The sequence below is a fragment of the Micromonospora globosa genome (assembly GCF_000717585.1).
Taxonomy (GTDB): Bacteria; Actinomycetota; Actinomycetes; order Mycobacteriales; family Micromonosporaceae; genus Micromonospora; species Micromonospora aurantiaca.
This window is the reverse complement of record NZ_JNZR01000016.1, coordinates 66,534-88,430: the sequence shown is the minus strand read 5'-3', so window position 1 is coordinate 88,430 and position 21,897 is coordinate 66,534. Positions and strand designations below refer to the sequence as shown.

General features: G+C 74.4%; 21 protein-coding genes and 1 pseudogene. 10 read left to right on the top strand and 12 right to left on the bottom strand.

What is annotated here, in order from left to right; translation table 11 throughout:
- Positions 1–383: 383 nt before the first annotated feature.
- Entirely contained in the window at positions 384–659 is a 276-nt protein-coding gene (locus IF06_RS0116260) for a hypothetical protein (RefSeq protein ID WP_013287554.1), read from the top strand.
- Here IF06_RS0116260 and IF06_RS0116255 read toward each other — a convergent pair.
- The 5 genes and pseudogenes from IF06_RS0116255 to IF06_RS0116240 all read right to left on the bottom strand — a co-directional run bounded on the left by IF06_RS0116255 (position 652) and on the right by IF06_RS0116240 (position 4,552).
- Positions 652–1,209: a Trp biosynthesis-associated membrane protein gene (locus IF06_RS0116255; protein WP_013287555.1), complete on the bottom strand. Its 558-nt coding sequence runs from the start codon at positions 1,207–1,209 to the stop codon at positions 652–654. The two genes, IF06_RS0116260 and IF06_RS0116255, sit on opposite strands and share 8 nt — an antisense overlap.
- On the bottom strand, positions 1,206–2,759 hold the full coding sequence (locus tag IF06_RS0116250; RefSeq protein WP_030271965.1) for an anthranilate synthase component I: 1,554 nt from the start codon (positions 2,757–2,759) through the stop codon (positions 1,206–1,208). Before IF06_RS0116250 ends, IF06_RS0116255 begins: the two co-directional genes overlap by 4 nt.
- Positions 2,756–3,169, bottom strand: a complete 414-nt coding sequence (gene hisI, locus IF06_RS34385; RefSeq protein ID WP_030271963.1) for a phosphoribosyl-AMP cyclohydrolase — start codon at positions 3,167–3,169, stop codon at positions 2,756–2,758. Before hisI ends, IF06_RS0116250 begins: the two co-directional genes overlap by 4 nt.
- A gap of 180 nt (positions 3,170–3,349) precedes the next feature.
- Positions 3,350–4,000 (bottom strand): annotated as a pseudogene (locus IF06_RS34380) (phosphoribosyl-AMP cyclohydrolase); the annotation flags it as partial.
- 162 nt (positions 4,001–4,162) lie between these two features.
- Positions 4,163–4,552, bottom strand: a complete 390-nt coding sequence (locus tag IF06_RS0116240) for a MerR family transcriptional regulator (RefSeq protein ID WP_013287558.1) — start codon at positions 4,550–4,552, stop codon at positions 4,163–4,165.
- Between the two features lie 110 nt (positions 4,553–4,662).
- Between IF06_RS0116240 and IF06_RS0116235 the strand changes: the two genes are divergently transcribed.
- The 3 genes from IF06_RS0116235 to IF06_RS0116225 are packed head-to-tail and all read left to right on the top strand — an operon-like array spanning position 4,663 to position 6,730.
- Positions 4,663–5,385 (top strand): ABC transporter ATP-binding protein, encoded by a 723-nt coding sequence (locus tag IF06_RS0116235; RefSeq protein WP_013287559.1) that lies wholly within the window; start codon positions 4,663–4,665, stop codon positions 5,383–5,385.
- Complete coding sequence (locus IF06_RS0116230) at positions 5,382–6,137, top strand: ABC transporter permease (protein WP_013287560.1); 756 nt, start codon at positions 5,382–5,384, stop codon at positions 6,135–6,137. The genes IF06_RS0116235 and IF06_RS0116230 overlap by 4 nt, the downstream gene beginning before the upstream one ends.
- The gene (locus tag IF06_RS0116225) at positions 6,134–6,730 is read left to right on the top strand and encodes a TetR family transcriptional regulator (RefSeq protein ID WP_013475814.1); all 597 of its coding nucleotides are present in this window, start codon (positions 6,134–6,136) and stop codon (positions 6,728–6,730) included. The genes IF06_RS0116230 and IF06_RS0116225 overlap by 4 nt, the downstream gene beginning before the upstream one ends.
- Positions 6,731–6,794: 64 nt before the next feature.
- On the opposite strand, the gene IF06_RS0116220 is transcribed toward IF06_RS0116225, so the two are convergent.
- Positions 6,795–7,526, bottom strand: coding sequence for a DUF2470 domain-containing protein (locus tag IF06_RS0116220; RefSeq protein WP_030271961.1), 732 nt, complete (start codon positions 7,524–7,526; stop codon positions 6,795–6,797).
- A gap of 67 nt (positions 7,527–7,593) precedes the next feature.
- On the opposite strand from IF06_RS0116220, the gene rpsD reads away from it, so the two are divergent.
- Positions 7,594–8,202, top strand: coding sequence for a 30S ribosomal protein S4 (gene rpsD, locus IF06_RS0116215; RefSeq protein WP_030271960.1), 609 nt, complete (start codon positions 7,594–7,596; stop codon positions 8,200–8,202).
- A gap of 28 nt (positions 8,203–8,230) precedes the next feature.
- Here the strand turns inward: rpsD and IF06_RS0116210 are convergent, their stop codons facing one another.
- Positions 8,231–10,012, bottom strand: a complete 1,782-nt coding sequence (locus IF06_RS0116210; protein ID WP_030271958.1) for an ABC transporter ATP-binding protein — start codon at positions 10,010–10,012, stop codon at positions 8,231–8,233.
- Between the two features lie 55 nt (positions 10,013–10,067).
- A complete protein-coding gene (locus IF06_RS0116205) occupies positions 10,068–11,936 on the bottom strand; it encodes an ABC transporter ATP-binding protein (protein WP_225319626.1) in 1,869 nt (622 codons plus the stop codon).
- 193 nt (positions 11,937–12,129) lie between these two features.
- Between IF06_RS0116205 and IF06_RS0116200 the strand changes: the two genes are divergently transcribed.
- From IF06_RS0116200 to IF06_RS0116190, 3 genes are all read left to right on the top strand, one after another.
- Positions 12,130–12,759, top strand: a complete 630-nt coding sequence (locus IF06_RS0116200) for a TIGR03085 family metal-binding protein (RefSeq protein ID WP_030271954.1) — start codon at positions 12,130–12,132, stop codon at positions 12,757–12,759.
- A gap of 131 nt (positions 12,760–12,890) precedes the next feature.
- Positions 12,891–13,841 (top strand): terpene synthase family protein, encoded by a 951-nt coding sequence (locus IF06_RS0116195; protein WP_030271952.1) that lies wholly within the window; start codon positions 12,891–12,893, stop codon positions 13,839–13,841.
- A 138-nt stretch (positions 13,842–13,979) separates the two neighbouring features.
- Positions 13,980–15,806, top strand: a complete 1,827-nt coding sequence (locus IF06_RS0116190; protein WP_013475807.1) for an AMP-dependent synthetase/ligase — start codon at positions 13,980–13,982, stop codon at positions 15,804–15,806.
- A gap of 63 nt (positions 15,807–15,869) precedes the next feature.
- Here the strand turns inward: IF06_RS0116190 and IF06_RS0116185 are convergent, their stop codons facing one another.
- Entirely contained in the window at positions 15,870–17,141 is a 1,272-nt protein-coding gene (locus tag IF06_RS0116185; RefSeq protein ID WP_036310942.1) for a low temperature requirement protein A, read from the bottom strand.
- Between the two features lie 111 nt (positions 17,142–17,252).
- Positions 17,253–18,704 (bottom strand): PLP-dependent aminotransferase family protein, encoded by a 1,452-nt coding sequence (locus IF06_RS0116180; protein WP_030271948.1) that lies wholly within the window; start codon positions 18,702–18,704, stop codon positions 17,253–17,255.
- A 59-nt stretch (positions 18,705–18,763) separates the two neighbouring features.
- Here IF06_RS0116180 and IF06_RS0116175 point away from each other — a divergent pair, with 59 nt between their 5' ends.
- Together IF06_RS0116175 and IF06_RS0116170 are read left to right on the top strand one after the other, a co-directional pair.
- Entirely contained in the window at positions 18,764–19,399 is a 636-nt protein-coding gene (locus IF06_RS0116175; RefSeq protein WP_013287571.1) for a YczE/YyaS/YitT family protein, read from the top strand.
- Positions 19,400–19,515: 116 nt separating this feature from the next.
- Positions 19,516–19,977: a hypothetical protein gene (locus tag IF06_RS0116170; RefSeq protein ID WP_013287572.1), complete on the top strand. Its 462-nt coding sequence runs from the start codon at positions 19,516–19,518 to the stop codon at positions 19,975–19,977.
- Between the two features lie 8 nt (positions 19,978–19,985).
- On the opposite strand, the gene hisF is transcribed toward IF06_RS0116170, so the two are convergent.
- Together hisF and IF06_RS0116160 are read right to left on the bottom strand one after the other, a co-directional pair.
- The gene (gene hisF, locus IF06_RS0116165; RefSeq protein WP_013287573.1) at positions 19,986–20,753 is read right to left on the bottom strand and encodes an imidazole glycerol phosphate synthase subunit HisF; all 768 of its coding nucleotides are present in this window, start codon (positions 20,751–20,753) and stop codon (positions 19,986–19,988) included.
- Positions 20,754–20,839: 86 nt separating this feature from the next.
- Entirely contained in the window at positions 20,840–21,847 is a 1,008-nt protein-coding gene (locus IF06_RS0116160) for an NADP-dependent oxidoreductase (RefSeq protein WP_013475802.1), read from the bottom strand.
- Positions 21,848–21,897 lie beyond the last annotated feature (50 nt).

The window sequence follows — 21,897 nt, the reverse complement described above, 5'->3', positions numbered from 1 at the left end:
ACGGACTCCCCTCTCCGGGCGTCATGGGCCGATGCTAGGGGGCGCCACCTGGCGACGAGTGCCGGGGGGTATGGCGCACCTCACGACATGGGCTGTGGCATGATGGCCGACTTCTGGTGAACGCCATGTCACGCAGCGCCACCGCTGGCATCGACCGTCACCCATCCCCTATCTCACCACGATCGTTCCGGCCCCGCAGGACGGGTTCCGGCCGTGGGCTGTGACCAAGCTCAAGGACCTCCGGCCCTGCCCAGGTCGTCCCCGGTGCGACAGCGTTGACCTGTGCTTCACGGCGGCGAAACGTCCGCCCGGAAGCATCGTCGTCGGGCACACTCGACGGCGGCGGCTGCCGACCGTCGCCAACGATCTCGTATGGGGTGACCATGAGCGCCAACGGGCCGACCCAGACCATCGGCTTGACCACCATCTCCCGTACCGTCGCCTCCCTCGCCGTCGGCGTGGTGGACACGCTCGAACGCGCGGTCGCCGGCGACGGCCGGACGCGTACCGCCCGCGGCAACGCCTGGGAGGCGGTCTGCGCCGACCGGGCCCGCGCCGCCCAGCGCCGCGAGCTGGAGCGGCTGGTGGCCGAGCTGGCCGCCGCGCGGGCCGCGGCCCGGCAGCGGCGCGACGCCCGCGAGGCGCAGCCGGTCAGCTGACCGTCGGGTCCTCGCCCCGGTCCAGCGCGTCCCACGCGTCCCGGGTGCCACGCTCGACGGCCGGCCGGCCGGGCTCGTCCGCCGGGGCGGACCGCCGCTCGTACCGGGCGCCCATCGCCGGCCAGCCGTCGCCGCGCAGCGCGGTGAACGCGCCGCCGGCCGCCAGCGCCAGGCCGCCGGCCAGCACCAGCGCAGGCCACTGCCGGCTCACCCCGGCCTCGGTCAGGCCGATCCCGCCGCCGACCGTCACGGCCACGCCGACACCGGCCAGCAGCACGCCCAGCAGCCGGCGCAGCCGGCCCCGGGTGGCGAGCACCGCGCCACCGCCGGCGAGTCCCACGTAGGTCAGCGCCAGCACCCAGGGCAGCAGGTCCGTGCCGGTGCGCTCGGCCCGCCCGGACGGCAGCGACCCCCGGGCGGTCACCTCCACCGCCCAGGTCCGGGTCACCGCCCAGCAGGCCAGGCCCGCGCCGGCCAGGCAGAGCAGCACCGCGTACGCGAGTTCGCGCCGGCCGCGGGCCGCCGGCGCGGTGGTGCCGGGCGCGCTCACCGGGCCGCCCGCAGCGTCTCGGCGGCCGCGATGGCGGCGAGGACGGCGGCGGCCTTGCTCCGCGTCTCCTGGTCCTCGGCGGCGGGGTCGGAATCGGCCACGATCCCGGCGCCGGCCTGCACGTACGCGCGGCCGTCGCGAATCAGCGCGGTCCGGATCGCGATGGCCATGTCCAGGTCGCCGCCGAAGGCGAAGTAGCCGACGGTGCCGCCGTAGACGCCGCGCCGCACCGGCTCCAGCTCCTCGATGATCTCCATGGCGCGCACCTTGGGCGCGCCGCTGAGCGTCCCGGCCGGGAACGTCGCGGCCAGCGCGTCGAACGCGGTGCGGTCGTCGCGCAGCTCGCCGACGACAGTGGAGACGATGTGCATGACGTGGCTGTACCGCTCGATGGTGGCGAACTCGGGCACCTCGACGGTGCCCGGCCGGCACACCCGGCCCAGGTCGTTGCGGCCCAGGTCGACGAGCATCACGTGCTCGGCGCGTTCCTTGGGGTCGGCGAGCAGCTCGGCGGCGAGCTTCGCGTCGCCGTCCGGGGAGCCGCCGCGCGGCCGGGTGCCGGCGATGGGGTGCAGCAGCGCCCGCCGCCGCCCGTCCGGCCCGGCGCTGACCTTGAGGTGCGCCTCGGGGGACGACCCGACGATGTCGAAGCCGTCGAAGCGCAGCAGGTACATGTACGGGCTGGGGTTCGTGGTGCGCAGCACCCGGTAGACGTCGAGCGGGTCGGCGTCGGTGGGGCGCTCGAAGCGCTGGCTGAGCACGATCTGGAAGCACTCGCCGGCCCGGATCGCCTCCTTGGCCGCCTCCACCGCCTCCGGGTAGCCGCCCTCCGGGGTGCGGCTGACCACCTCGCCGACGCCGGGCCGGCCGACTGTCGAGACCATGGGCGGAATCGGTCGGGACAACGCTGTGGTCATCGCGTCGAGGCGGCCGACGGCGTGGTGGTACGCGGCCTCGACCCGCTCCGCCCGGCCGGGGTCGTCCAGCGGCGGCAGCACCGCGTTGGCGACCAGGATCGCGGACCCCTCGTAGTGGTCAAGGACCACCAGGTCGGTCGCGAGCATCATGCCCAGCTCGGGCACGTCCAGTTCGTCCTCGGTCAGCTCGGGCAGGCGCTCGAAGCGGCGGACCAGGTCGTACCCGAGGTAGCCGACCAGGCCGCCGGTCAGCGGCGGCATGTCACCGGCCGGATCCCAGCCCGGCCCGGCGAGCGCGGCGACTGTCTCGCGCAGCACGGTGACCGGGTCGCCGCCGGTGGGCACGCCCGCCGGTGGCGTGCCGGTCCAGCTCGCCGCGCCGTCGCGCTCGGTGAGCGTGGCGCTGCTGCGGACGCCGATGAAGGAGTAGCGCGACCAGGCCGTGCCGGCCGAGCCGACGCCCTGCTCGGCGGACTCCAGCAGGAACGTGCCGGGGCCGCCGGCCAGCTTGCGGTAGACCCCGACCGGCGTCTCCGCGTCGGCGAGCAGCCGCCGGGTCACCGGCACGACCCGCCAGCGGGCGGCCAGGTCGGCGAAGGTGGTCCGGTCCGGGCTGACCGTGCCGTCGGTCACGGGGTCGCCTCCGGGGAGCTGACCGGCAGTTCGGTGAAGAAGCAGGTGCGCTGCCCGGTGTGGCAGGCCGCCCCGACCTGCTCCACGCTGACCAGCAGCGCGTCGCCGTCGCAGTCGAGCGCCACCGAGCGGACGTACTGGTGGTTGCCCGAGGTGGCGCCCTTGACCCAGTACTCGCCGCGGCTGCGCGACCAGTAGGTGGCCCGGCCGGTGGTGAGCGTGCGGTGCAGCGCCTCGTCGTCCATCCAGGCGACCATCAGCACCTCGCCCGAGTCGTGGGCGCGGACCACGGCGGCGACCAGGCCGTCCGGGGTGCGGCGGAGCTTGGCCGCGACGGCCGGGTCGAGCCGGGAGGGACGGGCCGGTCCGGGAGCGGGGGCGCCGGTCAGCGGCGCGTCAGGGGCGGGCACGGTTGACCATTCTCCCGCACGCGGCCCGGGCACCGCCGACGTGTCCCGGGAGGCGGGCGTCACCGTCCCCAGCGCCCGGCCCAACCGGCCGAGGTAGCGGTCCACCCGGCCGTCGACCAGCGCCTCGGCCAGGTCCGCCCCGTGGGTGGCGGCGATCTCGTCGGCGTACGGGCGGATCAGCGGCAGGATGCCGGTGACCAGCCGTCCGGCGGCGGCGCCGACCTCGGCCGGGTCGCCGGCGCGCAGCCCGAGGCAGAGCAGCATGTCGTGGCGGTAGCCGGACGGGGCGACCGGCAGGTCCAGCGCGGCGGTCAGGGCGGCCCGGCGGGACACCACGCGCACGCTCGGGTTGGCCGGCCGCAGCACCGAGGGGCAGAGCCGGGCCAGGTCGGCCGCGGCGAGCCGGACCCCGACCGGGTCGTCGGCCACACGGGCCGCGGCGACCTTGCCCAGCGTCGCGATCAGCTCCTCCAGGCGCGGCTCGTCGGCGGGCTGGCAGAGCACCGGCAGGTCGATCCGGCGGCGCCATTCCGGTACGGCCCACAGCAGCCGGGCGGGCGCGGTGACCGGGAGGCCGAACGCCCAGTCGGCGGGCTGGCCCAGCCGGCGCACCCACGAGCGGACGTCACGGGCGGCCACCGACACGTGCACGAGGCGGCCGGCGAACTCGGTCAGGTACGCCCGCCGGGCCGCGTACGGCGTGCCGCGGCGGGACGCTGCCTGCCGGGTGCCCGTGCCGGCGGTCCGTCCGTCGTCGGCGACCACGAGCACGTCCACGTCCACGTCGCTGTGCTCGGTGGCGGCCCGCCGGGCATGGCTGCCGCGCAGCATGATCCCGACGACCGGCCGGTCGGCGGCCTGCCGCAGGCGGGCGGCCCAGTCGTCGAGGAACGCGGTGTCGGGCAACTGCGCTGGACCCACGGCGCCATGGTGCCGAAATCCGATCTTCACCGCAATGACCGTTGCCGGACCCACTGTCCGCCACTGGGGCGTTCAGCCTGATTCCTCCTCGGCCCGGCGGTACGCGTCGATCTTGTGTTCGAGGACCTTCAGGTCCTCCTCCAGCTCGGCCATCCGGGCCAGCACGCGGGCCCGGTGCGCCTCGAACAGCGCCCGCCGCGCGCCGAGCGTGCTGTCCCCGTGCCGGGCCAGTTCGGCGTAGCGGCGCATGTCGCGAACCGGCATCCCGGTGCGCCGCAGCCGGGTGAGCAGGAACAGCCAGTTGACGTCGGACTCGGTGTAGCGCCGGCGGCCCGACGAGTCCCGCCCGACGCGGCCCACCAGGCCCTCCTGCTCGTACCAGCGCAGCGTGTAGGTGGTCAGGCCGACCCGTTCCGCCGCCTCACCCACGGTGAGGCTCATCTCCCGCGTGCTGATGTCCACGCCCTCCAGGCTTCCAGTTCGAGCGCACTCGAAGTCAAGTCCCTCATTGCCAGGCGCACGCAATTCACCTACCGTTGAGTTCAACGGGTGATGAATTGATGGAGGCGAGCATGGACGACGCGGTGTCGGTCCGCGAGCTGGTGGTCGACCGGGGCGGGCGGCGGGTGCTGCACGGCATCAGCTGCGAGGTGCCCCGGGGCACGGTGACCGGGCTGCTCGGGCCCAGCGGCAGCGGCAAGACCACGCTGATGCGCGCGGTGGTCGGCGTGCAGACGGTCGGCTCCGGCACCGTCGACGTGCTCGGCCGCCCGGCCGGCTCGGCCGACCTGCGCCGCCGGGTGGGCTACCTGACCCAGGCCCCGAGCGTCTACGCCGACCTGACGGTGCGGGAGAACGCCCGCTACTTCGCGGTGCTCCAGGGCCGGGGCCGCGCCGAGGCCGACCGCGCGGTGGCCGACGTAGGCCTCGCCGAGGCGGCCGACCAGCTCGTCGGCACGCTCTCCGGCGGCCAGCGCAGCCGCGCCTCGCTCGCCTGCGCGCTCGTCGGCGAACCCGAGCTGGTGATCCTCGACGAACCGACAGTCGGCCAGGACCCGGTGCTGCGGGCCGACCTGTGGGCCCGGTTCCACGCCATGGCCGCGAACGGCACCACGCTGCTGGTCTCCAGCCACGTGATGGACGAGGCCGCCCGCTGCGACCGGCTGTTGCTGATCCGCGAGGGACGGCTGGTCGCCGACGACACCCCGGCCGCGGTCCGCGCCGCCACCGGGACCGACGACCTGGAGGAGGCGTTCCTGCGCCTGATCCGCGACGCCGAGGGAGAGGCGCGATGAACGGACGGATCCTGGCCGCCACCACCGGGCGCATCCTGCGCCAGCTCCGGCACGACCGGCGGACCGTGGCGCTGCTCGTGGTGGTGCCGTCGGTGCTGCTCACGCTCGTCTACTTCATGTACGTCGACCAGCCCGCCCCGCCCGGCGGGCCCAGTACGTTCGACCGGGTGGCCCTGATCATGCTGGGCTTCTTCCCGTTCATCATCATGTTCCTGGTGACCAGCATCGCCATGCTCCGCGAGCGCACCACGGGCACGCTGGAGCGTCTGCTCACCACGCCGCTGGGCAAGCTCGACCTGCTGTTCGGCTACGGCATCGCGTTCGGCCTGGCCGGGGTGCTCCAGTCCACAGTCGCCTCGGTCGTCGCGTACCGGGTGTTCGGGCTGGAGACCGCGGGCAGCGCATGGCTGGTCGTGCTGATCGCCGGGGTGAACGCGGTGCTCGCGGTGGCGCTCGGGCTGTTCTGCTCGGCGTTCGCCCGCACCGAGTTCCAGGCGGTCCAGTTCATGCCGGTGGTGGTGGCGCCGCAACTGCTGCTGTGCGGCCTGTTCGTGCCGCGCGGCGAGATGGCCGGCTGGCTCCAGGCGGTCAGCGACGTGCTGCCGCTGTCGTACGCGGTCGAGGCGTTGCAGGAGGTCGGCGCGCACGCCGAACCGACCGGGACGATGTGGCGGGACCTGGCGATCGTGGCCGGGGCGGCGGTGGCGGCGCTGGTGCTGGCCGCCGCGACGCTGCGCCGGCGCAGCGGGTGAACGCGCGGCGCACCGGGCGGCGGCCCGGCACTCCGGACACCCGCGAGGCCATCCTCGCCGCGGCGCGGGAGGCGTTCGCCGAACGCGGCTTCGACGCCGCGTCGATCCGGGCCATCGCCGCCGCGGCCGGCGTGGACCCGGCGCTCGTGCACCACTACTTCGGCGGCAAGGAGGAGCTGTTCCGGGCCGCGACGGCGTTCCCGGCCGACCCGGGACGGCTGCTGCCGGCGGTGCTCGCCGGCGGCCCGGACGCGCTCGGCGAGCGGATGGTCCGGGTGTTCCTGGAGGTCTGGGACTCCCCCACCGGCACGGCGGCGGTGGCGCTGCTGCGGTCGGCGGTGAGCAACGACTGGACCGCGCGCCTGCTGCGCGAGTTCCTGGTCACGCAGGTGCTGCGCCGGGTGCTCGACCAGCTCGACGTCGACCCGGCGCAGCGCGCGCTGCGCGGCGGGCTGGTCGCCACGCAGCTCGCCGGGCTGGCCATGATGCGGTACGTGCTCCGCCTCGACGCGGTCGCCACGGCCGAGCCGGCGACGCTGGTGGCAGCCATCGGCCCGACGGTCCAGCGGTACCTCACCGGCGACATCACCTGAGCCGGCCCGGCCGACGGCTCCGACGGCCGGGACCGCGCTGCTCGGGCAGCCGGGCCGGCGCTGCTCAGGCGGCGGCCCGGGGGCAGAGCATCGGGTGCAGCAGACGGGACAGCTCCGCCACGTCGGCGACGGGCCGGGGGAAGGCCAGCCGGGCCCGCCGGGTCGCGCCGGGCCGCCCGTGCGCGACCAGCAGCCCGTACCTGTCGATCCGGACCACCTGCGGCGTCTGGTCGCCGGGCAGGTCCAGCCGCCGCCGCAGGTAGTCGCCGACCTGCTCGGCGTGGTGGTCGGCCAGGTCGGCGAGGAGGTCGGCCTCGACCGGGTGCAGCGGGTCCGGCTCGGCCTCCGCGTACGCCTCCGGGTCGACCCGGCGCACGCGCCCGGCGCGTTCCCAGCGGGCCTCGGCCACCTCGAAGCGGTGCAGGTGGAAGCGGCTGCCCACGTCGAGCAGGTCGCCGACAGGGTCGGTGGCGGCGAAGTCGACTGCCGCGTCGCGCGCCTCGTCCCCGTCCAGCCGCTCGGCCCAGCCGGACACCCAGGCCCGGCCGAGCGAGGGCGCCCCGGCCGCCGGCGGCAGGTCGAGCACGTCGAGCACGGTGGCCACGTCGGTGTCGCCCGCCGGCGGCACGAGCGCCGCGGCGAGGTCACTGACCACGGGTACGAGCAGCAGCACCCGCCCGTCGGGGTCGACGGCGTGCCGGACCTGGTGCGGGCCGGGGTGCCGGGCCAGGTGGACGAGGGCGGGCAACCGGCCCGCGACAAGGGTTCGCACGATCTCCGCCGGGCTGGGCCGCATGATCCCGACCTCCTCAACATAGGTTAGGCTTACCTAAGAAGCAGGCTAGACGATCGGAGACGTCGACGTGAACCACCCCCGGCCCAAGGCCCGGCTCTCCCGCGCCCTCGGTATCCCGCTGACCCGCAAGTGCGTGCGGTACTTCGAGCGGCGCCCCTATCCCCCGGGTGTGCACGGCCGGTCCCGCCGCACCACCTCCGACTACCAGGTGCGGCTGCTGGAGAAGCAGCGGCTGCGCCACCAGTACAACGTCAGCGAGGCCCAGCTCCGCCGCCTGTTCGACGAGGCCGCCCGGGGCGCCGGCAAGACCGGCGAGACGCTCGTCGCGCTGCTGGAGCGACGCCTCGACGCGGTGGTGCTGCGGGCCGGGCTGGCGCGCAGCATCTACCAGGCCCGCCAGCTCGTCGCGCACGGCCACATCACCGTCGACGGGCGCAAGGTCGACCGGCCGTCGTACCGGCTGCGGCCCGGCCAGGTGGTCGGCGTACGCGAGCGCAGCCGCGCGCTGCCGCCGTTCCAGCTCGCCGCCACCGGCGCGCACGCCGACGCGCAGCCCCGGCCGTACCTGTCGGCGCAGCCGGCCGAACTGCGCGCCACGCTGGTGCGCGAACCCGCCCGGCACGAGGTGCCGGTGGTGTGCGACGAGCAGCTGGTGGTGGAGTTCTACTCCCGCTGACCGCCGCTCCCGAGCAGACCCGCCAAGGTCAGCGGGTCTGCTCCAGCCAGGACGCGTACAGCAGGGCGTACACCGAGTCGGCGTCGCGGACCAGTTCCTCGTGCGGGCCACGCTGCACGATCCGGCCCCGGTCCACCACGATCACCTCGTCCGCCGCCTGCGCGGTGGACAGCCGGTGCGCGATGGCGAGCGTGGTCCGGCCCCGGGTCACCGCGTCGAGCGTCCGTTGCAGGCGGACCTCGGTGGCCGGGTCGACAGCGCTCGTCGCCTCGTCCAGCACCAGCAGGTCCGGGTCCGCGACGTACGCCCGGGCCAGCGCCACGAGCTGCCGCTCGCCGACGCTCAGCGCCTCCCCGCGCTCACCGACCGGTGTGTCCAGCCCGGACGGCAGGCCGTCCAGCCAGTCCGAGAGGCCCAGCTCGGCGAAGGCGGCGGTGAGTCGCTCGTCGGTCAGGTCGGGGCGGGCGAAGCGGACGTTCTCCCCGACCGTGGCGTCGAACAGGAAGCCGTCCTGCGGCACCATCACCACCCGGGAGCGCAGCGAGTCGAAGCGCACCTGCCGCAGGTCGACCCCGGAGAGCAGGACCTGCCCCTCGGTGGGGTCCATCAGCCGGGTGAGCAGCTTGGCGAAGGTGGTCTTGCCGCTTCCGGTCTCGCCCACCACCGCCACCCGGCTCTTGGCCGGGATGTCCAGCGTCACGTCGTGCAGCACCGGGGGCCCGCCCGGATAGGCGAACGTGACACCGGCGAAGCGGGCGTCCAGCGGCCCGGGTGGCAGCTCCCGCCCCTGCTCGCCCGGGTCGGCGACGTCCGGGGAGACGTCCAGCACGTCCAGCACCCGGCGCCAGCCGGCGATCGCGTTCTGCGCCTCGTTGAGCACCTCGGTGGCGATCTGCACCGGCTGGATGAACAGCGTGACCAGGAACAGGAACGCGGTGAGCTGGCCGACCGTCAGCGTGCCGTCGACGCCCAGGCTGACCCCGACCACCACCACGCCCGCCAGCGCCAGGCCGGCGGCCAGCTCCCCCACCGAGCTGCCCATGATGCTGATCCGGATCGCCCGCTGCTGGGCCACCCGCTGCCCGTCGATGGCCGTGTCCAGCCGCCGCGCGGTGCGCCCGGCGATGCCGTACGCCCGGATCACCGGCGCGCCCACCACGCTCTCGCCGATCGCGCCGAGCAGCGTGCCGGTGCGCTGCCGCACCAGCCCGTACGCACCGGCGAGGCGGCGCTGCAACTGCCGGATCACCAGCACCGCGGGCGCGAACGCGACGAGCACCACGAGCGTCAGCTGCCAGGAGTACGCGAGCATCACGGCGGTGGTCACCAGCAACTGGCCCAGGTTGACGATGAGGATCACGCCGCCCCACTGGAGGAACTGGGTGATCTGGTCGACGTCGCTGGTGACCCGGGAGACGAGCGACCCGCGCCGCTCGGACTGCTGGTGCAGCATGGACAGGTCGTGCACGTGCCGGAACGCCCGGGTGCGCACACCGGCCAGCGCGGTCTCGCTCACCGTGAACAACCGGCGCATCATCAGGTACCCGCAGGCGGTGGTGACCACCAGCACGCCGGCGGTGATCGCCACGGTCAGCGAGATGACGTTCAGGTCGAGGCCGCCGACGATGCCGTGGTCGATGCCCCGCTGCACCGCCACCGGCACGGCCACCCGGCCGACCATGTAGACCAGCGCCAGCGCCAGCGTGCCGGCGAGGCCGGTGCGCAGCTCCGGGGAGAGCGCCAGCCCGCGCCGCAGCGTCCGCCAGGTCGACTCGGTGGCCTCGGTGGTCTCGGCCGTGGTCGTACTCACCGGGCCCGCCGTTCGTTCGCGACTGCGGGGCTCCGCTCCGCTGCACTCCTCGCGCTCACCGGTCCACCTCCAGGCCCGAGGTCAACGGCGTGACCTCGTCGTACGTCCGATTCTGCTCGCGTTCCTGCTCGGCCTGCTCGTACGCGGTGACCAGGTCGGCGTAGCCGGGCACGGTGGACAGCAGCTCGGTGTGGGTGCCGCGGGCGACCACCCGGCCCTGCTCCACGTAGATCACCTCGTCGGCGAGCGCGATGGTGGCCCGGCGGTACGCCACCACCAGGATCGACGCCGGGGCGCCGCCGTCCGCGGGCGCGCGCAGCCCGGCCAGGATGGCCGCCTCGACCCGCGGGTCGACAGCGCTCGTGGCGTCGTCGAGCACCAGCAGCCGGGGTCGCCCGGCGAGCGCCCGGGCCAGCGTCAGCCGCTGGCGCTGACCGCCGGACAGCGACGTGCCCCGCTCGCCGACCATGGTGTCCAGCCCGTCCGGCAGCGCGGCCACGAAGCCGTCCGCCTCGGCCAGCCGCAGCGCCGCCCAGACCTCGTCGTCGCCGATGCCGGCCCGGTCGAGAGCGATGTTGGCCCGGACCGTGTCGTCGAAGACGAACGGCACCTGCGCCACGAGCGCCGCCGTGGCCGCCAGCGAGGCGGCGGTCAGCTCCCGCACGTCCACGCCGTCCAGCGTGATCCGGCCGGCGCCCGGGTCCACCAGGCGCACGGCGAGCGACGCGATCGTCGACTTGCCCGCGCCGGTGGGGCCGACCAGGGCGACCGTCTTCCCGGCCGGGACTGTGAACGTCACCTCGCCGAGCACCTGCGCGCCGGGCAGGTGCGCCTCGGCCGGCTCGTACGCGAAGTGCACGTCGTCGAAGGCGAGCGTGGCCGGCTCGCGGGTGGCCGGGTCGAGCGTCGTCGTGCCGTACGGCATCTCGCCGGTCGCGTCGAGCACCCGGCGGACCCGGTCCCACCCGGCGACGCTGCGCGGCAGCTCGGCCAGCACCCAGCCGATGGCGCGTACCGGGAAGGCCAGCACGGTGAACAGGAACGCGACGCTGACCAGCTCGGTCACGGTGATCGCGCCCTCCCGCAGCCGCAGCGCGCCGACCACCAGCACGGCGAGCGTGCCGAGGCTGGGCAGCGTCTCCAGCATCGGGTCGAACACGCCACGCAGCCGGCCGACCGAGATCAGCGCGTCGCGCAGCTCACCGGCGCGGGAGGCGAAGCGGGCCGTCTCCTGGGCCTCGCGGCCCATCGTCTTGACCACGAGCGCACCGTCGAAGCTCTCGTGCGCGATGCCGCTGACCTCGGCCCGCAGCCGCTGCGCCCGGGCCTGCCGGGGCGCCATCCGGCGGGAGTAGACCACGTTGAGCGCGAACAGCGCCGGGAACACGGCGAGGCCGACCAGGGCCAGCGCCCAGTCGGTGAAGAACAGTGAGGCCACCGCGCCGACGAGCATCACCAGCGTGCCGACCGCGAACGGCAGCGGCGCGATCGGGTACCAGGCCGCCTCCACGTCGGAGTTGGCGTTCGACAGCAGCGTGCCGGTGGAGTTGCGGTGGTGCCAGGCCAGCGGCAGTTCCAGGTAGCGGCGGGTGACCCGGCGGCGGTAGGCGGCCTGGAGCCGGTACTGCATGTAACCGGCGCCGAGCCGGCGGCCGAAGATGCCGACGACACGCAGCACGCTGATGCCGAACAGCGCCGTCGCGGCGAGCGCCAGCGCCCCGCGGGCCACCTCGCCGCGCTCCACGGCCGGCACGACGACGTCGCCGACCACCCCGCCGACCACGTACGCGCTGGCGATCACCAGGAGGCCGAACAGCACGCTGCCGCTGACCGCGACCGCGAAGATCCGTGGCTGTTCCCGGATGGCCCGGCCAAGCACCCGTAGCCCTCTGCCGAGCACGTCCCGACTTGTCCCGCTCGCCACGCTCTCCCCCGCCGTAAGCCGCAGTTTTCTCCCCCATCCTTACCGCTCGCCGCCCGTCCCGCCGACCCGGCCGGGATATGTCCGCCGTCACGTTCCCGCCGGAGCTGGGCCGACGGCGACCGGAGGCGGTCCGGCGGCGTGGTCGCGCCGGGCGTGGCGCGCCGATCGGCCGGGACCGGCCTACGATCGGGCCATGCCGCGGTACGCCCGAGCGGAGCGCGAGGCGCTCGCCGACCTGATGCTGGAAGTGGGACCGGACGCACCGACTGTGAACGAGGGGTGGACCACTCGTGACCTGGCGGCGCACCTGCTGGTGCGGGAGCGCCGGCCGGACGCGGCGGGCGGGATCCTGCTGCCGCCGCTGCGCGGCTACGGCGAGTCGGTCCGTCGGCGGATCGCCGCCGGGCCGTACGCCGACCTGATCGCCCGGGTACGCCGTCCCCCGGTGTGGAGCCCGGTGAGCAACCCGCTCACCGACGAGCTGGCGAACGGGATGGAGTTCTTCATCCACCACGAGGACGTGCGGCGCGCCCGTCCGGGCTGGCACCCGCGCGACCTGCCGGCCGGGCAGCAGGCGGTGCTGTGGAAGCGGGTCGCGCTGCTGGCCCGGATGGCGCTGCGGCGGTTCCCGGCCGAGGTGCTGGTGCAGGCGCCGGGCTACGGCGAGCTGCGGGCCGGCGGCGGCGGCGAACGGCTGCGGATGGTGGGCGCGCCGGGCGAGCTGGTGCTGTTCCTCACCGGACGGCAGCGGGTGGCCCGGGTCCAGGTGGACGGTCCGGCCGACCGCGCCGAGCGCCTGCGCACCGCCGAGCTGGGACTCTGACCGAGGGTGTGTAGCCGATCGCTCGCTGACTGTGGAAAGTGGACGGACCGGCTTCGATAACGGTTACGTCCTCCCGTACGCTCCTGCGCACCGGCCCGACCCCGCGGGGCGGCGGACAGGGGACGACGACGATGCGCGACTTCGCCCTCTCGGCACTGCACGAGCCACCCTTTCCCTCCCGGCGCCACCCCGCCGTCGACCAGACGGCCGCGGAGAGCGCGGCCTGGGTCCGCGACTTCGGCCTGGTGGAGGACCAGGCCGGGCGCCGGCGGCTGGCCGGGGCGCACGCCGCGGAGCTGGCCGCTCGCGCCTGCCCCGAGGCGTCGCCGTCCGGATTGCGCCTGCTCACCGACCTGATCAACTGGCTGTTCGTGGTGGACGACGCCTGCGACGACGACGGGCTCGGTGCGACGCCCACGCTGCTGGCGCCCACGCTGGCCGCGCTGCTGGCGGTGCTCGACCGGCACGGCGACCCGGAGGCGCCCGCACCGGCCGACGGCGGGCCGATCGCCCTGGCGCTGCACGACCTGTGCCGGCGGGCCCGCGACCGGGGCCGGCCGGCCCACCTGCTGCGCCTGGTCAGCCAGTTGCGGGAGTACCTGCTGGCGCTGCTCTGGGAGGCCGCCAACCGGGAACGCCGGCGGGTGCCGGGGGTGGCCGAGTACACGCAGATGCGCCGCCACACCGGCGGGGTGCGCCCCAGTTTCACTGTGACCGACCTGGCCCGCCCGTCCGCGCCCCGCGCCGACCAGCGGGTCGCGCCGGCGCTCACCGTGCTGGACGCCCTCGCCACCGACCTGATCTGCTGGTGCAACGACCTGTTCTCCTACGGCAAGGAGCGGGGCGCCACCCCGGAGGCGCACAACCTGGTCACCACGATCGCGGGCGAGACCGGGCAGGACGAGTCGGCGGCGCTGTACGCGGCGGCGGACCGGTTCAACAAGACCCTCGCCACGTACGCGGAGCGGGACGCGGCGCTGAGCGCCGTGGCCGATAAGGGGATGCGGGCGTTCCTGGACACCCGCCGGGACTGGATCCGGGCCACCTACGACTGGTCCCGCGCGGCCAGCCGGTACGCCTGACCGGTTCCAGCAGGCGGGACCGCTGACGACTCGGCCGATCGGGGCTAGCCGCTGGCCGGGTGCACGCAATACCCTTCGGTAACCGCAGACCGGCGTGACCCCCGTCACGTCCCTCCACCCCTGAAGGCGGCTACAGCGATGGCTCTCGATGTACCGTACCGTTCCGTACCGGACATGTTCCTCAAGCGTGTGGCGGACTCCCCCGACCGGCACGCCTTCGCCCACCCCGCCCCCGACGACTCGGGCCCGGTCTGGCTGACGTGGGAGCAGGTCGGGCAGCGCGCCAAGGCGATCGCCGCCGGGTTGCACGGGCTCGGTGTCGGCCTGGAGAACCCGGTCGCGATCCTGGCCAACACGCGCCTGGACTGGGTGCTCGCCGACTTCGGCATCATGTGCGCCGGTGGTGCCACCACCACCGTCTACCCCACCACCGAGCCCGAGGACGCGGTCTACATCATCGCCGACTCCGGCTCGAAGGTGCTGTTCGCGGAGAACCAGGCCCAGGCGGCGAAGATCGCCGGGGCGGACCTGCCCGCGCTGACCCACGTGGTGCTCTTCGACGGCACGCCCGACCCGGCGGCGGCCGTCCCGCAGCTCACCCTGGCCGAGCTGGAGGAGCGGGGCGCCGCCGCGCTGAGCGCCGAGCCGGACCTGATCGACATGCTCGTCGCCGGCATCGGCCCGGACCACCTGGCAACGCTGATCTACACCTCGGGCACCACCGGCCGCCCGAAGGGCGTGGAGCTGCTGCACGGCGGCTGGTGCTGGGAGGGCGTGGCGCAGGCCGAGCTGGGCCTGCTGCGCGTCGACGACCTGCAATACCTGTGGCTGCCGCTGTCGCACTCGTTCGGCAAGACGCTGCTCTGCGGCGCCACCCACGTCGGCCTGCCCACGTACGTCGACGGCCGGGTGGACAAGCTCGTCGAACTGCTCGGCGTGGTGCAGCCGACGCTCATGTGCGGCGCGCCCCGGGTCTTCGAGAAGGTCTACAACAAGGCCGTCACCACCGCCCAGGGCGCCGGCGGCGCCAAGGCCAAGATCTTCGCCTGGGGCGTCGGGGTCGGCAAGGAGAAGGTCGCGCTGGAGCAGGCCGGCAAGCCGGTCCCGGCCGGGCTGCGGATGAAGTACGCGCTGGCCGAGAAGCTCGTGTTCAGCAAGCTCCAGGCCCGGCTCGGCGGCCGGATGCGGGTGCTGGTCTCCGGCGCGGCGCCGCTGAGCAAGGAGATCGCCACCTTCTTCGCCGCCGCCAACCTGCCCATCTCCGAGGGCTACGGCCTGACCGAGACCAGCGCGGGCGCGTTCGTGAACCCGCCCGACGGGCTGAAGATCGGCAGCGTGGGCCGGGCCATGGGCGACCTGGAGTGCCGGATCGACACCGACGGCGAGGTCCTGTTGCGCGGCAAGCCGGTCATGCGCGGCTACCACAACCTGCCCGAGGAGACCGCCGCCGCGTTCACCGAGGACGGCTTCTTCCGCACCGGTGACATCGGCACGCTCGACGCCGACGGCTATCTGCGCATCACCGACCGGAAGAAGGACCTGGTCAAGACGTCCGGCGGCAAGTACGTCGCGCCGTCGCACATCGAGGGCATGTTCAAGGCGGTGTGCCCGTACACCTCACAGGCCGTGGTGATCGGGCAGGCGCGCAACTACTGCACCATGCTCGTCACGCTGGACCCGGACGCGATCAAGGGCTGGGCCGCCGGCACCCCGCTGGAGGGCAGCGACTACACCACGATCGTCACCTCGCCGCAGGCGCGGGAGATGGTCGAGGGGTACGTGGCCGAGCTGAACGCCAAGCTCAACCGCTGGGAGACGATCAAGAAGGTGACGATCCTCCCCCGCGACCTGACCATCGAGGACGGTGAGGTCACGCCGTCGCTGAAGATCAAGCGCCGCAGCGTGGAGACGAACTTCGCCTCCGAGATCGACAAGATGTACGAGGGCACGCTCGCCGAGCTGTAGCCCGTACCGCCACACGGTCGCGCCGGCCGTGCCCCACCGTCCCGGGGCACGGCCGCACGCCGTTCACAGGTGCCCCCGCCGCCACCGGCTCTGTTCGGCCTCGGCGGCGATCTGCTCCTCCAGCGCGAGCCGGCGTACCCGGCGCCGGAGGCCGTCCTCGCGGCGCGTCTCCCAGGTGACACCGGCGCCGGTGATCACCGCGAGCACGCCGAGCGCGATCAGCTCCGGGATACGGAAGACGAACGGGCCGACCACCACCAGCGCCACCACCGTGAGCAGCAGCGGCCGGTGCACCTCGCGCAGCGCGATCCACCAGCACCCGGCGAGGCTGAGCAGGTGCAACGCCACCCCGCCGAACAGGATCGCGCCCCAGAAGTCGCCCAGCGGCAGCCCCCAGGTGGGCGTGGCCGGGTCGGCGGCCTCGGCCAGCAGATCCTTGAGGCCGAGCGCGTAGAGGATGATCCCGGCGACCATCGGCAGGTGCATGAACGTGTAGACGTCCCTGGCCAACCGGAGCCGGGTGGCCTCGTCCCGGGCGTGGTGCAGCGCCTGTTCCAGCGCGAACGCGAGCGTGTCGAAGTACGCCCACCACAGCGCCGCGACGACCACGATGCCGAGCAGCGCCGACACCGCCACCGGCCCGGTCAGCGGCAGCCCGTGCTTCGGGCCGAAGCCGAGGGCGATGATCGACTCACCGAGCGCGACCAGCACGATCAGCGCGTGCCGTTCGGCCCAGTGCCCGGCCGAGACCACCACCCACCACTGACGGGCGAGCGTCACCCCGCCGACGTACTCGACGAGCAGCGCCAGCGTCCAGAGCGCCAGTTGCAGCGGGATCGCGAACCGCTCCTGCGGCAGCCGCGTCGGCACGGTTCCGGCGATGACCAGCAGCACCGTGGCGGCGGCCGGGAACGCGGCGCGCAGCAGCAGCCGGCGGCGCCGGACCGGGTCGGCGCGGTCCACCCAGCCGAAGACGGTGAGCTGGGCCATCCGGATCACGAAGTAGCAGCCGGCGAAGACCAGCGGGCCGGGCAGCCCGCCGGGGAGGTCCTCGAACGCGCTGGGCTCGCTGAGCACCAGCATGAACGTCGCCGCCACCGTGACGAAGCCGACCAGCGGCAGCACGCCCTGGTCGGCGCGGAAGAAGTTGCCCATCCGGGCGAAGCCGGTCCACGACCACCAGAGCAGCGCCAGCACCAGCAGGAAGCGGTAGAGGTTGGCCGGCGTGAGTTCCGAGGCGGTGAGCGTGGTGACGTTCAGGAACGCGAAGACGAAGACCAGGTCGTAGAAGAGTTCCAGCCGGGTGGTGCGGGAACCCGGGGCGGCGGACCGCACGGTCCACGACCGCCGGACACCGCTCCCGTTCCCCACCCGGGCAGTGTGCGGGCACCGTCCGTCCCGCAGCCGTCGTTCGGCGCATTCACCACCGGAACGGGCACCGCGCGCTCAGGCGATGACGCTCGGCTCCCGCCACTGCGGGCGGCTGGTGCGGTCCAGGTCGTAGCGGACCGCCGCGAGGCGCCCGACCGCCTCCACCAGCTCGTCGGCGGGCAGCGTGAAGGGCAGCCGCAGGAAACGCTCCAGCGTCCCGTCCAGGCCGAACCGGGGTCCGGGCGCCAGCCGTACGCCGACCTCCTCGGCCGCGCGGGCCAGCGCGCTGGAGATCGGGCCGTCCAGCTCGGCCCAGAGCGTGACACCGCCGCTCGGCACGCGTACGCGCCAGTCGGGCAGCCGGTCGGCGAGCGCGGCGACCAGGGCGTCCCGCTGGGCGACGAGCTGGGCCCGGCGGGCCGCCACGATGGCCGGCGCCTCGGTGAGCAGGTGCACGGCGACGAGCTGGTCGAGCACCGGGCTGGCCATGTCCACCCCGACCCGGGCCGCGGCCAGCCGCTGCACCTGGGGCGCGGAGGCGCGGACCCAGCCGATCCGCAGCCCGCCCCAGTAGGGCTTGCTCATGCCGCCGATGCTGATCACCCGGGAGTGCCTGTCGAAGACGGCCACCGGCGGCGGCAGCGTGGTGTCGTCCAGCGGCAGGTCGACGAAGGACTCGTCGACCACCAGGTCGGTGCCGGCCGCGTGGGCCGTGCCGACCAGCCGCTCGCGCAGGTCGGCGGCCATGAGGTGGCCGGTCGGGTTCTGGAACTCGGGGATCACGTACGCGAGCTTCGGCCGGGTCTGCCGGAGGCTGCCGAGCAGAAGTTCGGCGTCCCAGCCCTCGTCGGACAGGCCGTGCGTGGCGATCCGGGCCCGCCGGGCGGACAGCGCGGCCAGCGCGTTGGGGTAGGTGGGCGACTCGACGAGCACGGCGCCGCCGGGCGACAGGGCCAGCCGCAGCACCAGGTCCAGCGCGTGCTGGGTGCCGCTGGTGACCATGATCTGCTCCGGGCTGGTGGGCAGACCGCGTTCGGTGTAGGCGCGGGCCACCGCCTCGCGCAGCTCGATGATGCCGGTCGGGTGGTAGCCGGCGCCGCCGAGGTAGCGGGGCAGGTCCTCGGCCGCGGCCCGGGCGGCGGGGACGAGCTGCGGGGGCGCGGACAGCGCGGCCACGCCGAGGTCGATCATGTCGCGGTCGTCGAGCGGCGTCCACAGGCCGGTGCTGGCCACCCGGTGCCCGCCGGGCAGCATGGTCCAGCTCCCCGCGCCCCGGCGGCTGGCCAGGTGGCCGCTCTCCCGCAGTTCCCGGTACGCGGCGGTGACAGTGGTCCGGCTGATCCGCAGCGCCTCGGCCAGCTCCCGCTCGGCCGGCAGGCGTACCCCGAGAGGCAGCCGCCCGTCGGCGAGCAAGCCGCGGACGGCGCCGGCGAGCGCGGCGTAGTCGGGGCTGCGCCGACGGCCCGGCAGGGCATGCCACTGGCCGAGGAGTCGCGCCAATTGGACGCCGCGCACCTGGCTGGTCATGGCCACACCTCCGAAATTGGCACCCTTGATAGCCGCGATTGGCCCCTAGGGTGGCATGCATGGCACAGCTTGGCAATCTCCGGCACCGACCGGTGCGGCGGCTCACCCAGCTCTACGCCGGGCTGGTCCTCTACGGCGTGAGCATGGCGCTGATGATCCGGTCGGAGCTGGGGCTGGACCCGTGGGACGTGTTCCACCAGGGGCTCGCCCGGCAGACCGGCCTGTCCTTCGGCACCGTCACCATCGCCGTCGGCGCCCTCGTGCTGCTGCTCTGGATCCCGCTGCGGCAGCGGCCCGGCCTCGGCACGGTCAGCAACGTCGTGGTGATCGGACTGGTCGTCGACGCCACCCTGACCGTGCTGCCGCCCGGAGAGGGCATGCCGGCACGCGTCGCGCTGCTCGTCGCCGGGATCGTCGCCAACGGCGCCGCCACCGGCCTCTACATCGGCGCCGGGCTCGGCCCCGGCCCGCGCGACGGGCTGATGACCGGCTTCGTCGCCCGCCACCCCCGCTTCTCGGTCCGGCTGGTCCGCACCGTCATCGAGATCACCGTGCTGGCGCTCGGCTGGCTGCTCGGCGGCACCGTCGGCCTCGGCACGGTGGCGTACGCGCTCACCATCGGCCCGCTGGCCCAGTTCTTCATCCCGGTCTTCGCGCTGCCCGCACGGCCGGCGGCGGGTGCGTACGCTACGTGACCGCAGCCGGGCCGACCGCCACGGCCCGGTACCGACCGCAACGCGCTGAGCTGCGACGACGCACAACCGGGAAACCAGGTGTTTCCTCCGCCGTCGCGGCCGGGCATCATTCCTGCATGGGGGAGAACGGATGGCGTTGGAGCGACGCCTGGATCTTCGTCGCGCTTGTCATCGCCAGTGGCGCCGGCCGGCACCGGCGGGCCGCCGCGACACGCCGCCCCGAAGGCGTACGGCTGGCCGACGTCCTCTCCACAGCCGACCACCTCAACCAGGCCATCCCGGAGCGGCACGAGGTGGAGGGCGCAGTCCGGCGGCTCGTCGGCGCGGGCCTGGTCAGCGTGGCCGACGGCTGGTTCCGGGTCACCCCGGACGGTGAGCGGCTCTGGCGCACCCGGCCCAGCGCCGGTCTCGGCACCACAGTGGACACCGTGCAGGGCGTGCTGACCCGGCGGCACCCGCCCGCCGAGTCCGAGTGGCACCTCGACGAGGACGACCACGCCGCCGCCGTGCAGGAGTACGTGGTCCGGTCGATCCCGATGCCGCGCCGCTCCCCCGAGGGGCACTCCGGCCGGCAGTGACCGCCGCCTCAGCGCACCGGGTGGCCCGCGCCGCGCAGCGCGTCCTTGACCTCGCCGACGGTGAGTTCGCCGAAGTGGAAGACGCTCGCCGCGAGCACCGCGTCCGCCCCGGCGCCGACGGCCGGCGGGAAGTGGGCCACCTCGCCCGCGCCGCCGCTGGCGATCACCGGCACGTCGACCACCTCGCGGACCGCCTGGATCAGCGGCAGGTCGAATCCGGCCTTGGTGCCGTCGGCGTCCATCGAGTTGAGCAGGATCTCGCCCGCGCCCAGCTCGGCGCCGCGCGCCGCCCACTCGACCGCGTCCAGCCCGGTGCCCCGCCGGCCGCCGTGCGTGGTCACCTCGAAACCGCTCGGCGTCGTGCCGTCCGGTGCGCGGCGCACGTCCAGCGAGAGCACCAGGACCTGCCGGCCGAACCGGTCGGCGATCTCGGCGATCAGCTCCGGCCGGGCGATGGCCGCGGTGTTCACGCCGACCTTGTCCGCACCGGCGCGCAGCAGCGTGTCGACGTCGGCGACCCGGCGGACACCGCCGCCCACTGTCAGCGGGATGAAGACCGACTCGGCGGTGCGCCGCACCACGTCGAGCATGGTGCCCCGGTCGCTGGACGAGGCGGTGACGTCGAGGAAGGTCAGCTCGTCCGCGCCGGCCCGGTCGTACGCCGCCGCCAGCTCCACCGGGTCGCCGGCGTCACGCAGGTCGAGGAAGTTGACCCCCTTGACCACGCGCCCGGCGTCCACGTCCAGACACGGGATGACCCGTACCGCCACCGTCATGCCCCGAGCCTAACGAACGCGCGGGCGGTGGTGACCCGCCGGTGAGGCCGGTCACCGCCGCCCGCGGTGGAGTGCGTTCGCACCGGTCAGAGACGGACCAGCATCTTGCCGAGGTTCTCGCCGCGCAGCAGGCCGAGGAACGCCTCGGGGGCCTGCTCGATGCCGTCGACGATCGTCTCGTCGTACGACAGCCGGCCCTCCCGCAGCCAGCCCGCCACCTCCTGCACGAACTGCTCCCGCAGGTGACCGTGGTCACCGACGAGAAAGCCACGCAGCGTCAGCCGCTTGCCGATCACCAGCGCCAGGTTGCGCGGCGCGGCGGGCGGCTCGGTGGCGTTGTACTGCGCGATCATGCCGCAGATGGCGGCCCGGCCGTGCAGGTTCATCGCCCCGATCGCGGCCTCCAGGTGATCGCCGCCGACGTTGTCGAAGTACACGTCGACGCCGTCCGGGGCGGCCGCTTTGAGCTGCTTGTACACCGGGCCGTCGTGGTAGTCGAAGGCGGCGTCGAAGCCGAGCGCGGTGAGTCGTTCCACCTTCGCCGCGGAACCGGCGCTGCCGATCACCCGGCCGGCGCCGCGCAGCTTCGCGATCTGGCCCACCATGCTGCCCACCGCGCCGGCCGCGCCGGAGACGAACACGGTCTCCCCCGGCTTCATCGCCGCCACGTCGAGCAGCCCGGCGTACGCGGTCAGCCCGGTCATGCCGAGCACGCCCAGGTACGCGGTGACCGGCGCCAGGCCGGGGTCGACCTTGCGCACGCCCTTGGCGTCCACCAGCGCGTACTCGCGCCAGCCGAGCCCGTGCAGCACCGTGTCGCCGGGCTTGACGCCACCGGCCTCGCCGGCCACCACCTCACCGATGGCGCCGCCGTCCAGCGGGGCGTCGAGCGCGAACGGCGGCACGTACGACTTGACGTCGTTCATCCGCCCGCGCATGTACGGGTCGACGGACATGAACCGGTTTCGGACCACTACCTGTCCCGGGCCCGGCGTCGGCACCTCGGTGGTGACCAGCCGGAAGTTCTCCGGCGTCGGCCAGCCGTCCGGCCGGGACGCCAGATGGATCTCCCGGTTGACGCGCGCCTCACTCATCGGGCCTCCTCGGTTCGCACTGCGGGGCTCCGCTGCGCTGCACTCCTCGT

Bases quoted from the DNA above. Each gene is read 5' to 3' on its own strand.
- IF06_RS0116260 (WP_013287554.1), top strand. From the start codon at position 384: ATGAGCGCCAACGGGCCGACCCAGACCATCGGCTTGACCACCATCTCC.
- IF06_RS0116235 (WP_013287559.1), top strand. From the start codon at position 4,663: ATGGACGACGCGGTGTCGGTCCGCGAGCTGGTGGTCGACCGGGGCGGG.
- IF06_RS0116230 (WP_013287560.1), top strand. From the start codon at position 5,382: ATGAACGGACGGATCCTGGCCGCCACCACCGGGCGCATCCTGCGCCAG.
- IF06_RS0116220 (WP_030271961.1), bottom strand. From the start codon at position 7,526: ATGCGGCCCAGCCCGGCGGAGATCGTGCGAACCCTTGTCGCGGGCCGG.
- IF06_RS0116200 (WP_030271954.1), top strand. From the start codon at position 12,130: ATGCCGCGGTACGCCCGAGCGGAGCGCGAGGCGCTCGCCGACCTGATG.
- IF06_RS0116195 (WP_030271952.1), top strand. From the start codon at position 12,891: ATGCGCGACTTCGCCCTCTCGGCACTGCACGAGCCACCCTTTCCCTCC.
- IF06_RS0116190 (WP_013475807.1), top strand. From the start codon at position 13,980: ATGGCTCTCGATGTACCGTACCGTTCCGTACCGGACATGTTCCTCAAG.
- IF06_RS0116180 (WP_030271948.1), bottom strand. From the start codon at position 18,704: ATGACCAGCCAGGTGCGCGGCGTCCAATTGGCGCGACTCCTCGGCCAG.
- IF06_RS0116175 (WP_013287571.1), top strand. From the start codon at position 18,764: ATGGCACAGCTTGGCAATCTCCGGCACCGACCGGTGCGGCGGCTCACC.
- IF06_RS0116170 (WP_013287572.1), top strand. From the start codon at position 19,516: ATGGGGGAGAACGGATGGCGTTGGAGCGACGCCTGGATCTTCGTCGCG.
- hisF (WP_013287573.1), bottom strand. From the start codon at position 20,753: ATGACGGTGGCGGTACGGGTCATCCCGTGTCTGGACGTGGACGCCGGG.
- IF06_RS0116160 (WP_013475802.1), bottom strand. From the start codon at position 21,847: ATGAGTGAGGCGCGCGTCAACCGGGAGATCCATCTGGCGTCCCGGCCG.